The 12,210-nt window shown below is 47.5% G+C and carries 7 protein-coding genes; 3 read left to right on the forward strand and 4 right to left on the reverse strand.

The genetic code is table 11. The annotated features are described in order from the left end of the window. Positions 1-36: 36 nt before the first annotated feature. The 3 genes from GXP69_RS01015 to GXP69_RS01025 all read right to left on the reverse strand — a co-directional run bounded on the left by GXP69_RS01015 (position 37) and on the right by GXP69_RS01025 (position 7,902). Positions 37-5,151, reverse strand: a complete 5,115-nt coding sequence (locus GXP69_RS01015) for a T9SS type A sorting domain-containing protein (RefSeq protein WP_163911174.1) — start codon at positions 5,149-5,151, stop codon at positions 37-39. A 503-nt stretch (positions 5,152-5,654) separates the two neighbouring features. Further along, positions 5,655-6,593, reverse strand: a complete 939-nt coding sequence (locus tag GXP69_RS01020; RefSeq protein ID WP_317164552.1) for a GNAT family N-acetyltransferase — start codon at positions 6,591-6,593, stop codon at positions 5,655-5,657. A 127-nt stretch (positions 6,594-6,720) separates the two neighbouring features. Next, on the reverse strand, positions 6,721-7,902 hold the full coding sequence (locus GXP69_RS01025; protein ID WP_163911177.1) for a sensor histidine kinase: 1,182 nt from the start codon (positions 7,900-7,902) through the stop codon (positions 6,721-6,723). A gap of 114 nt (positions 7,903-8,016) precedes the next feature. Here GXP69_RS01025 and hemA point away from each other — a divergent pair, with 114 nt between their 5' ends. Continuing rightward, positions 8,017-9,291, forward strand: coding sequence for a glutamyl-tRNA reductase (gene hemA, locus GXP69_RS01030; RefSeq protein WP_163911180.1), 1,275 nt, complete (start codon positions 8,017-8,019; stop codon positions 9,289-9,291). 135 nt (positions 9,292-9,426) lie between these two features. Here hemA and GXP69_RS01035 read toward each other — a convergent pair whose 3' ends face one another. Continuing rightward, the gene (locus tag GXP69_RS01035; protein WP_162347343.1) at positions 9,427-9,735 is read right to left on the reverse strand and encodes an ArsR/SmtB family transcription factor; all 309 of its coding nucleotides are present in this window, start codon (positions 9,733-9,735) and stop codon (positions 9,427-9,429) included. Positions 9,736-9,855: 120 nt separating this feature from the next. On the opposite strand from GXP69_RS01035, the gene GXP69_RS01040 reads away from it, so the two are divergent. Next, positions 9,856-10,923, forward strand: coding sequence for an anhydro-N-acetylmuramic acid kinase (locus tag GXP69_RS01040; protein ID WP_163911183.1), 1,068 nt, complete (start codon positions 9,856-9,858; stop codon positions 10,921-10,923). Between the two features lie 60 nt (positions 10,924-10,983). Next, positions 10,984-12,210, forward strand: a complete 1,227-nt coding sequence (locus GXP69_RS01045) for a Glu/Leu/Phe/Val dehydrogenase dimerization domain-containing protein (protein ID WP_163911187.1) — start codon at positions 10,984-10,986, stop codon at positions 12,208-12,210.

The raw sequence follows: 12,210 nt of genomic DNA on the forward strand, positions 1-12,210 counted from the left end.
AAACAGGAGCCTTTTCTTTCGCAGAAACTATTAAGGTTATCTTTTGATCAGCTTCAGGGTTTGCGTTTGGTTTCCGAAGGCTACCGTAAGCAGGTACATGCCACGTTGCAGGTTTTCGTTTAGCGGTACCTCCAGTACCGAAGCACCTTTTAACAGCTGTTGATCCTGCTTCAGAATAACCTGCCCGCCAACTGTATAAAGTGCTATAGTTGCCTTGCCGTCCTGCTCCGCATTTATCGCCAGTTGTATGTTCTTCTCGAAAGGGTTAGGATATGCTGCTACGGTGGTAGCTGTTACATTGCCAAAATTTACTGCAGCGGGGCCGAACAACGTTGCCGTGCCATCTGTATCCAGTTGCTTGATGCGGTAGTACAACACACCATTTTTACCGTTGCGGGCATCTGTAAAACTATAGTGTTGCGCTACTGCCGATGTGCCGACTGTGCTTTCTACAAACCCGATCTTCAGGTAGTTTTTGCCATCAGTTGACACCTGTACTTCAAAACCTGCATTATCTTTCTCTGATGCGGTTTTCCATTGCAGCATGGCATTACGCCCTTCTTTCACAGCCTTAAAATAAACCAGCTCTACCGGCAGCGGCATTACAGATGTGCCGAAAGTAAGGAAGTTGAAACTGTTAACGCCTGTTGCGGTAATGGTTTTGCCGGTACGGGTATTACCGATCTCCGAAATGGCTGTCCAACCATCGGCCAGAAACCGGGCAGTAAAGAGTTGCAATGCAGCTTCCTCGTGCCCGTTGAGGTCTGCGGTAAGGTAAGCGGCTTCTATGGTTGCGTTCAGTTTGCCTACATTTACTTCGGGCACGAAATGGTAGTAACGCCTGATGCTGTTGTTGTCCTGCCCTACTGACGTTCCGGTTACACGCCGCATGGTAGCTGCACCTGCCTCCAGCGCTGGAGTAACCGCAATGCCCATCCCACCGAAGTCCGATCTCACGCCTGCCGGCACGGTGCGTGTTGTTTTAAGAGTGCCCAACACAAAACTATCTTCGCGCTCGCCTTCCATTGTAGCAGTAGGTCCAAGCTCCAGTTCGTAAGCATGTGTCCGCACCATGCCGGCTGTAAGCGACAGCTTTTCGGCAACAAGTGCGTTTCCAGTTAGATTCTTATTGCCAGCTGCTGAAAACACCAGGTTCTTATAGTTGATACCAGGCACCGACTGATCTGTGCTGCCGTTAAATTCTACTGTGTGCGGGGTAACTACCGTTGCTTCATTTCCTTTTAACATATTGCCGGCCACTTTGACTATGCCGTTCTCGAAGGTGGCAGTGGCCGTGTTCAGCAGATGCAGGTGCCCGTACTGTATGCTTTTTACCTGTTGGTTGTTGCCATTATATACTGCATAACTGTTAGCCGCTAAACTATAGTTATCGAAAGCCGGGAAGCTGTTTGCTCCACCAACGCGCATGGTAGCACCATCAGCTATAGTTAACGATGATACTACACCAAATCTCTCCGTAAGGGTCTGATTGGCTGCATCTAAGGTTCCGCTCAATACGTCCACGCGCTGCATATTTATAACCGGCGACTGAAGCGTAACCGTAGCAGTTGGTGCGGCCTTAGCAATTCGCAGCTGGTCTATCACGATGGGGAATCCGGAAACTATAGTTGCGTTGTCAGCACCAGCAAAAACAACCTGGGTTGCTAAAGCGCTAAAGCTATTGCCATTATTGGTGAGGTTACCATACAACGTCAGACTCTGTGAGACATTCAGACTGGCTCCTGCCTCTATAGTTGCATTTCTGATTGTTGCTGATCCTGCACCAGGGAATGTACCCAGTTGGGCCGAGGCGCTGGTAAACACCAGGTTGGTATTAGGTGCATTTATAGTTCCGCTGTTCTGCAGGTCTCGGTTTAAGGTTAAGGTAGCAGGTGCATCATTCAAAACGGCTCCGCTGGCTAGCTGCATCTGGTTGGCCACACGCGTATCTCCTAGCAAAGCTCCTGTGCTGCCATTCTGTAAGCTCAAGTTACCATAGGTTACACCGGCAATACCAGCGCCGGTGGCACTATAAATGGCGGTGCTCTGCTGTCCTAAACTATAGTTGGCGAAATTAGCCGGAAAAGCAGCTGCACCCTGTACCCGTAACGTCGCATTATCAGCTAACGCCAGTGCGCCATTCGTACCACCATGGTTTAGAGTATGACCATCCAGCACCATTATTCCAGAAAGCAGGGTGAGGTTACCGCCTATAGTTGAGTTACCGGTGGTGGTCAGGGTATTGGCTGTTGTTTTTTGCAGATGATGGAAGTTTGTAGCTGATACACGCTGGTTTGCACTACCTGAGAATATAACTGTGCTGCTGCCGGGTACAAACGAGGTCAGGTTAGCGGTAGTCCAGTTGCCTTTCAGGTCTATAGTTGACGCGTTCGCATGCAAGGCTCCTGCTGTCAGATTCACACCACCACCTATAGTTAGCGTGGGCATGTTCAGGTTAAGCGTGCCGGCATTTACAACACTCAGGTTACCACTTATGCCCTGCGGTATAGTTGCGGTATAGTTGGCAGTACCGGCTGCTTTATTTATTGCCAGGTGGTGATATGGCACAGCTGCGACAAGCTGCGAACTGGTTCCGTTGTAGGTTACCGTTGATGTACCTCCTGTAAAACTCCCTGCTTCGTAGTTATAGTTGCCAGCTATAGCCAGGCTGCCTGAGCCCAGGTTTATATTGCTAGTGGCGCGGTGTGCAATATTACCGGCTATAATTACATTGCCCGTTGTGGTGTTCAGGCTCAGATTGTTTCCGGTACTTCCATCATTCAAGATCAGGTCACCGCCTATCGTTATATTTTGTGCGTTGCCATATAGTGCATGCTGCACGTTGCTGCCTGCACCTATAGTTGCCAGGTTGCCGGTAGTGCGCAGCGAACCTGCCGCCATAGTTAAGGTTATCTGGTCAGTTCCGAAGAAACGGACATCTCGTACCCACACATCAGTACTTATAGTTGGCTGTCTTATGGCTTTCAGGCTGCCCAACTCTACAAAATCAGAGCTCATGGGGCCTGCTACCCCGCGGGTTGGCGGACCATCTGTAAATACTTCCCAGTTGGCCCCGTTTTCCCAGTTTATGTCTGCAGAGCCATCCCATTTATAAGTGCTTGGGTTATCTGTCAGGGTCCAGAAACCGTTGAGGCTGGTAAGGCCATTGCGTCTTACCCAATTTTGTGTATCGTTATAGTCATGGCGGCTGGCATTGCTCCAGGTGCTGGTTCCGGTTGGCGAAAAATATAATTTCAGGCCGCTTTCTTCGCAGTTATTCAACTCCGCATCCTGATATTGTAATTGCAGACTGGCGTTGGTAAATGTTCCGGCAGGTACCTGCACTTCGTACATCCTGTTTATCGATTTACCTGTCGTAAAGCCGCTTGGCACAAACCCGGCCTGCCCCGTTTTCATAGTTGCTTCGCTTACACCAGCTGCTCCACTAAATGTAAGTGTTGCAAAAGAACCGTTAAACGCATAGCCCACTCCCGATACAAAATTGTGTTGTCTGGTAAGTGTGCCCACCACCCAGCCATTGCCGCTCCGGTTGTTTGTAAGGATTATTTTATTAATTCCGGTGTGTAAATCTCCACTGGCCAGGTTAAGGTTTGCAGCTGTTACAGTATGGTTCAGACTTACATAGTTTGTTAAGGCGGCCTTTTCTATCGCCAATGTATTGAAAGTGGTAGTTCCGGTTATTGTTGTATTCGCACTGCCATCGAACTTTATAGTTCCGCCGGCATGGTTAAAAACGCCGTTGTTAATCCAGTTGCCACTTATGGTTATGGTACCGTTGCCATGCGTAAAAGTGCCGTTATTCAGCACATCGCCTTTTATAGTATGCCCTAAAGTATTTCCTGTAAAGGCGCTTTCTGTAGCTGTTATCAGGTTTCCGTTTACTGTTATGGCTGCACTGGCGTTAACGACTGCCCTTTGGGTGCTGGTTAAATTGCCCTGTATCAGCATTGGGGTAGCTGGCATTATTTTGCTGCCACTGCCGCTTATAACCAGGTGCCAGTAATCAGGTGCCGTAAGGGGTGTTACTGCCTGCGCTGCGCCATAATATTCAACGGTGCTGTTTGGCTCAAATGTTCTGGTCGGGTAGGCAGCCGGAAAAGGCTTATTACCCCCAATACGCAGGGTTGCTCCCGTTGCTATTCTTATTCTGCCATCGGCTGTGCTTCTGTTCAATGTAAAGTTACCTACATCCAGGGTGCCGCCTACTACCTGCACCTGCACATCGGTTGTGGTTGCCAGCAGATTGGTATTATCCTGCAGCGCTTTTATGCCACTGCCGCTCACCCGCAATATCGGGTAGGTTATGTCTTTGGTTATAGTTTGATTCCCTGATGCGGCATAGTCTATAACACTGGTTGTTGCCATTGCAGACGGCACAATACTATAGTTCGCGTAGTAGGTAGAAGCTTTTACAAAGGCAGTTGCCCCGGCACCAATTACAAAAGGCTGTAGGGCTGGCCCGGTTGCCAGTGTTACCCTGTTTAGCTGGGGGTCGAGGCTGCCGGTAAGTTGTAACTGCGGATCAGCTGTGACTTTGTTCTTTTCCAGGCCGGTCGTGGCTATGTTGTTTGTTAAGGTAATGCTGCCACTGATCAAAATATTACTGAACGTGCTGGCACTTGTTCCGCCCATAGTTTTATCAGCACCTGAAAAGGTAATCCGTGGGTTCTGATTGCTTCTGGCATTAATAGATTGTCCGCGCACGAAAATGGTTTCCACATATACACCATTGTTTACCCAGCTGCCCTTTACTTCTATAGCTGAGCCGTCATTTGTAAAAGTTGCCCCCGCCCCGATCGTAACATCGCCATGTATGGTCATGCCTTTGTCATTGCTGACTTCCAGACTTGCACCTGGTTGTATTGTAAGTGAGAGACACTCGGCTATACCATTAATGTTAATTACCGGCGCTTTTCTTGGTGCTGATACAACTGGAATTATAACGTTTGTGCTTGCTGTTGGAACAACCCCTCCGGACCAATTAGTACCCGTGCTCCAGGAATCTGTCTGGCCGAGCCATGTTGTAGTGGTAGTCGTTTGTGCCTGTGCGCTATAGTTTAGCCCAGCCCAGGCAAACAGTATAAGCACGATTTTTTTAATCAGAAGTACCCTGACAGTTGTGGCATTCATATACAGCAAAAGTTGACGTGAGAATCCGGGGTAAGCGTATGCTAATGCTTGTTTTGTAGCACCATCACTTGAAATAGTACAGCTTAGCTGGTTACTTCAATGGTAATTCCTGATGTTGGACTGAAGAGCAGGTATGCATTCTGTATTCTGATCTAGGGCAAAGGAGCCTATAATTGCACCAAACAGACATCACTTGCACCCATCCATAAATATATATGAATTTACGCATACAACGCAAGATTTGTTATGATTTTTTGCACAATAAATTTAACCAACCACCATGAATTGCTTAAATAAATGTTTTAAAAACCATATCAAATAGTGTCTATGCTTGTTTTAGGCAAATTTGAGTTCGCTAAGCTTTAGAACAGAAATGGCGACTTTACAAAGTGCATTTTGGACCAAAAAGAAATGTTTATTGTGATTTAGGCACAACTATAGTCTAAGGAAATTGCATAAACTATAGCCGACAGACAGCATACAGAAGACTGCTAGCCCTTGTTTTACTTACGGATGGGTAATTTATAAAAGTCGTGCATGATGGTGCGCCCACCATAGCTCTCTTTATACTGCACCAGATTCTGGTTTAAGTAAGCACCTTGCTGCTCTGTTGAAACTCCGAAACTGAAGTATTTTTTATGGGCATAAACTTCTGTAAGCAGGTAGCCTGTAAGCAGGTCTGGTGCTCCAAGTTCCTTCCCCTGGGGGGTAGCGGCAATGTACTGGCAGTGCGCAACAGTTGCGGTTTCATATACCAGTATGCCAGCCAGCATTTCCGAAGCGTGCGTGGCAATATAAAGCCTGATATTTTCCGGAAAACGGGATGCCAGCAACTGTAATTCTGCGGCTGTGTGCACAGGCGCGACATCATACTTTTGTGCCAGTAGCTGCTGGTTTATAGTTGAGAAAGTCTCAAAATCCTGGCTCTCCGAAATTTCAATACCAACAACGGCTGCCTGTTTCAGGCTGCGTTTGCGGAGCGTATTATAGGGCAGCTTGTCAGCAAGCGAGATAACGGTGTTCAGGTCGCGGCGGTATAGGGTTGCCTTGTTTATGAAAAGGGCGTACAGGTCTTCTTCGGCAGGTTGCCGGTGGTAAATGTGCGGTATGGCTTTATAGTTTACAGCTTCAAACCCCAGCGCGCTATAGTATTGCAGCATGGCCTCAAATACCTCCAGCATCAGTTGTGCTTTCATTTCAGCTCCGCTCACTATACCGCCATAGCTCAGCCCTCCATGCGACTGTACTTCTGTGCCGACCACATTGGCCGGCAAAAGCGCTATGAGCTTTCCTTTTCTGTAAAACAGCAGCGAGTGGTCTTCAAACCGGTCGGCATGGTACTCCATGTACTGGCGGTAAAGCAGAAAGGTACCGTTCTTGGATGCCTTCACAAAAGCATCCCAGGCGGCGCTATCCTTTGAACTATACTTTACTACTTCCACAAGACCAGTGATTAAAGGGATTTATCTGATTTTATGATTCCTGACTGCTCTGCAGATTAAGGAAGATAACGGATTAACATAAATCCAATTCCCCTGTACAGCAATTCAACAATCAGCAATTTAACAATCAACGATTCAGCACAATCCGGAAAGTGGTTCCTTTGCCAACTTCCGATGACTTTACATATAGCCTGCCGCGGTGGTAATTATCGATAATACGTTTGGCCAGCGCTAGCCCCAAGCCCCAGCCACGCTTTTTGGTGGTGTACCCTGGCAGAAAAACAGAATCCATTTTACTTTTCGGGATGCCTTTGCCCGTATCGGCAATATCGATGGCGATGCTGCTTTTGCCCAGCAAAACAAGCTGCAGCGTAATACTGCCGCGGCCTTCCATGGCATCAACCGCATTCTTACAAATGTTCTCGATCACCCAGTCAAAGAGCGGCACGTTTACTTTGGCGGTTATATCCGGCGAGAAGGTTGAGACCACCTGCATCTCTACTTTGCTTGAGATGCGATTCTGTAAGTAGTTGATCGCATTTTGCGTTACCTGGAATATGTTCTCGTCGCGGAGCAGCGGTACGGAGCCAATGTTGGAGAAACGTTCGGTAATTACTTCCAGCCTCCGGATATCTTTCCAGAGTTCGGCAACTATAGGTTCGTTCTCAAACTTCGGGCTTGCCTTCATGTACTCGTACCAGGCCATCAGCGACGAGAGCGGCGTGCCCAGTTGGTGCGCTGTTTCTTTGGCCAGGCCAACCCAAACCCTGTTCTGCTCCGCCTTACGCGAGTAGCTGAAGGCAAAATACGCCATCAGAGAAAAGCAGGCAATTACCATCAGCTGCACATACGGGTAATAGCGCAGCTGCGACAGCAGGTCCGAATCCTTATAGAAAACATAGTTTACAGAGCCCTCAGCCCACGGCACAACGATCGGTGCGTGCTGGTTTTTCATTATCTCAATCTGCCGCTGCAGCAGTTCGTTCACTTTCTTAGGATCGTCGGCAACATTTTGGGGGATATCGATGTTCTTGGAATCGAGGATGTTTTCGTTTTCATCAGTAAGGATAACGGGAACCGTGGTATTTGCCGACAGGATTTCTTCCTCTATAAAAACAATGTTGTCGTCTGAGGGTGCGTTGATCATATAGCGCAAACCCTTGGCATATAATTGCACCAATTCCTGCTCCCGCTCCGATAACTTACTTACCAGAATATTGGTATATGTTATAGTTGCAGCTCCTATTATGAGTGCGATAATTACAACTATAAACTTTATTCTGTTTTTCTGAGAGTAAATGGGTATCATGCAGGCAACACGAAAACTAATTGAAATTAGTATAAATTAAGTAATAAAGGCAAGTAAGTTTTATTTTTGATAAATCAAACCGTAAATTTGCACTTTAGTATTCCTAAAGCCATTATGCTACAGAATTTTAAAGCAATCAGCCTATCCTATAAGAAAGCTCCGCTGGATATCAGGGAACTGATTGCCTTAGATGAGACCTCCTGCAGGCAATTCCTTCAGACGCTAAAGAATTTTATTCAGGCATCTGACATACTGGTGCTTTCGACCTGCAACCGCACCGAAGTTTATTACAACGCTGATACCGACTATAGCCGCGATATTGTAAAGCTGCTGGGCATCACCAAAGGCATTGATAATATCTCGCAGTACTTCGATTACTTCACCATCCTGAACGAGCACAACGACGCCGTACAGCATCTCTTCGATGTTTCGATGGGGCTGGAGTCGCAGGTGGTAGGCGATATGCAGATCTCGAACCAGGCGAAACAGGCATACCAGTGGTCTGCTGATAACGATACAGCCGGCCCGTTCCTGCACCGCCTGATGCACACGATCTTCTTTACCAACAAGCGCGTGGTACAGGAAACAGCTTTCCGCGATGGAGCTGCCTCTACCTCTTATGCCGCTGTAGAGCTGATAGAAGAACTGACTGCCGACATAGCTGATCCGAAAATTTTAGTTGTGGGATTAGGTGAGATTGGTGCAGATGTGTGCCGCAACCTGAAAGACAGCAGCTTTACGGACGTTAAAATAACAAACCGCACCCTTACCAAGGCACAACACTTGGCCGAGGAGTGCAATATGGAAGTTCTTCCTTTTGAAGATATTGTACAGGGCCTGAAAGAAGCGGATGTGATCATCTCCTCGGTAGCCCGCGAAACGCCGTTCTTCACAAAGGAAATGATCCAGCGCCTTGATATCCTGTCGTTCAAGTTCTTTATAGACCTGTCGGTGCCACGCAGCGTGGAGCCTGATGTGGAAACTATACCGGGCGTGCTGGTTTATAACATCGATACTATTCAGAACAAGGCATCAGAAGCACTGCAGCAGCGAATTAACTCTATTCCTAAAGTTAAAGCGATCATTGCAGAGTCTATCGAGCAGTTCAACGATTGGTCGAAAGAGATGGTGGTATCGCCAACTATAAACAAGCTGAAGAACGCGCTAGAGACCATCCGCCAGGAAGAGATTGCACGTTACATGAAAAAGCTTGGCCCGAAAGAAGCGAAGTACATCGACAGCATTACCAAGTCTATGATGCAGAAGATCATAAAGCTGCCGGTGCTGCAACTGAAAGCAGCCTGCAAACGCGGCGAGGCCGAAACCCTGATCGACGTGCTGAATGATTTATTTAACCTGGAAAATCAGGCTGAAGAGATTAAACTATAAGACTATATAAATAAGTAAATAGCTACTTTTTTTTAGTAAATGAAAAGGCCAAAGGCCCCCGAAAGCAACTATAAAAGCACTTCGGAGGCCTTTGGCCTTTTTAATTAACAGACTGACTTGATAGGAAATGCCTGATTAAATGTCAATACAGCACTCTTCCAGGCAATCTATTACATCAATGAGTTTAGGGATTGAAAGCGAGTAGTAGATTTTTGTACCTACTTTAAACGAGGAAAGCACACCCTTATCTTTAAGGGTAATCAGGTGCTGACTGGCAATGGCCTGCGGCAGATTCAGATACTTATATATCTCAGTTACAGTCATTTTCTCTTCCTTGCCCAGAAGGTCAACTATAGCCAGCCGTTTTGGGTGAGCTAACACTTTCAGCATGGCAGCCGCCTTATCTATCTTCTTTGATTCGATGCGAGATAACAAACTTTTCATAATTAATAATTATACCTAACAGTTTCTACATTATTTAACTATCCTATTCATAATAAGATATATACGAGGCTTACGTTATTTGGCTGATGTCTTTTTACATCATTTTTCTAACTTCGCTACATGAATACTTATCATGTGATCGGCTTAATGTCGGGCACATCGCTAGATGGCCTTGACATTGCATATTGTAGGCTTACGTATAAAACCAAAAATTGGATATATAATATACTTAATGCTGAAACACTACCTTACAGCGACTATTGGATTGACTCTCTCCGGGGTGCAGAGACTGCCGCCGGCCAAAACCTGGTTGCGCTGGACCATGCCTTCGGACAACACATGGGTGAGCAGGTTCGTCAGTTTATAGTTCGCCACAACATACAGCCCGATTTCGTGGCATCGCACGGGCACACCATCTTTCACCAGCCCGACAAACATATTTCGTTGCAGATCGGTAACGGCGCTTACTTGGCAGCCCATGCCAGGTTACCGGTTATCTGCGATATCAGAACGCTGGATATAGCCCTAGGCGGACAAGGTGCTCCCCTGGTGCCCATCGGAGATGAACTGCTTTTCGCTGACTATGACTATTGCCTGAACCTGGGAGGAATTGCCAACATCTCGTTTAACCATAACGGCCGGCGCATTGCTTATGATATATCGGCGTGCAACATGCTGCTGAACACGCTCGCTAACCAGGCCGGCTTTAGCTATGATGAAGATGGCAGGCTTGCCCAAAGTGGCAAATTAGATGCTATACTCCTGCAACAGCTGAATGTCCCATCCTATTTTTCAGCGCCTTACCCCAAATCGCTGGGCAAAGAGTGGGTGCTGGAGCATAGCCTGAAAACCTTAGCCGAGAGCAACGCAACTATAGCAGATAAACTTCACACCACCTGCCACCATATCGCGCAGCAGATCGCCAATGCCCTGCAACCAGCCAACTATAAACAGAAAGTGTTAGTAACTGGCGGCGGTGCTTTTAATTCATACTTAATAGCCTTATTGCAAAAGTATGCCGGCAATGGCTACCGTATAGAAGTTCCAGCCCCGGAACTTGTGTCGTTTAAGGAAGCCTTGGTATTTGCCTTTTTAGGAGTATTGCGCTGGCGCAATGAAGTAAACAGCCTGCAAACTGTTACCGGAGCCAGCCGCAACAGCGTGGGTGGAGCCATTTATATGGGCTAGCCTGTACGCTCTATAGTTATTTTGTACCTTTGCACCACAACCCGAATCACATAAACCAACATGAAAGACTTACTCGCCAAATTCGAGAATAAAAGACCTGAAATAGTTTTTGAATGGAAAGATGCCGAAACCGAAGCCGAAGGCTGGGTAGTGATCAACTCGCTGCGTGGCGGAGCTGCCGGTGGCGGTACACGCATGCGCAAAGGCCTGGATAAGCGCGAGGTAGAGTCGCTGGCTAAAACCATGGAAGTTAAGTTTACCGTGTCCGGTCCGGCAATTGGCGGCGCTAAGTCAGGCATCAACTTCGACCCGGCCGACCCGCGCAAACGTGGCGTTCTGGAGCGCTGGTACAAAGCGGTATTTCCGTTACTGAAAAATTACTACGGCACCGGCGGCGACCTGAATATTGATGAGATACACGAGGTAATTCCGATTACGGAAGCATACGGTTTGCTGCACCCGCAGGAAGGCGTTGTGAACGGCCACTTCCATGCCACCGATGCACAGCGCGACAACAGAATTGCCCAGCTGCGCGAAGGCGTTAAAAAAGTAATTGAAGACGAAGCATACACGCCATCTGCAGCGCGCCGTTATGTTGTTGCCGATATGATAACCGGTTACGGTGTTGCCGAAGCTGTGCGCCACTATTATAACATCTGGGGTGGAGAGCTACAAGGCAAGCGAGCCATCATACAGGGATGGGGGAACGTAGGCGCTGCTGCTGCTTATTACCTGGCTGCCAACGGTGCTAAAATTGTAGGTATCATCGACCGTGTAGGCGGGCTTATCAATACCGAAGGCTATAGTTTTGAAGAGGTAAAAGAGCTGTTCCTGAACCGCCAGGGCAACACCTTGTATGCCGAAAACATGCTTTCTTTTGAAGAGATAAACGATCAGATCTGGTCTGTTAACGCTGAAATATTTATTCCGGCAGCAGCATCACGCCTGGTTACCAGAGAGCAGCTTGAGCGTATGATCGCCAGCGGACTGGAAGTGATCTCGTGCGGTGCCAATGTACCGTTCCATGATCCGGAAATATTCTTTGGCGCAACCGGTGAGTTTGCTGACCAGAACATAGCCGTTATACCGGACTTTATTGCCAACTGCGGCATGGCGCGTGTATTTGCTTACCTGATGGAGAACGAAGTAGAAATCTCTGACGGGGCTATCTTCTCAGACATTTCCGCAACTATAGCCAATGCCCTTGTAAAGTCGCATGCTAAAAACCCGGGCAAAACAGAGATCGCGAAAACATCTTTTGAAATTGCGCTAAGTCAGTTATTATAA

This window comes from Pontibacter burrus (genome assembly GCF_010686685.1).
Lineage (GTDB): Bacteria > Bacteroidota > Bacteroidia > Cytophagales > Hymenobacteraceae > Pontibacter > Pontibacter burrus.

Bases quoted from the DNA above. Each gene is read 5' to 3' on its own strand.
- GXP69_RS01015 (WP_163911174.1), bottom strand. From the start codon at position 5,151: ATGAATGCCACAACTGTCAGGGTACTTCTGATTAAAAAAATCGTGCTT.
- GXP69_RS01025 (WP_163911177.1), bottom strand. From the start codon at position 7,902: ATGATACCCATTTACTCTCAGAAAAACAGAATAAAGTTTATAGTTGTA.
- hemA (WP_163911180.1), top strand. From the start codon at position 8,017: ATGCTACAGAATTTTAAAGCAATCAGCCTATCCTATAAGAAAGCTCCG.
- GXP69_RS01035 (WP_162347343.1), bottom strand. From the start codon at position 9,735: ATGAAAAGTTTGTTATCTCGCATCGAATCAAAGAAGATAGATAAGGCG.
- GXP69_RS01040 (WP_163911183.1), top strand. From the start codon at position 9,856: ATGAATACTTATCATGTGATCGGCTTAATGTCGGGCACATCGCTAGAT.
- GXP69_RS01045 (WP_163911187.1), top strand. From the start codon at position 10,984: ATGAAAGACTTACTCGCCAAATTCGAGAATAAAAGACCTGAAATAGTT.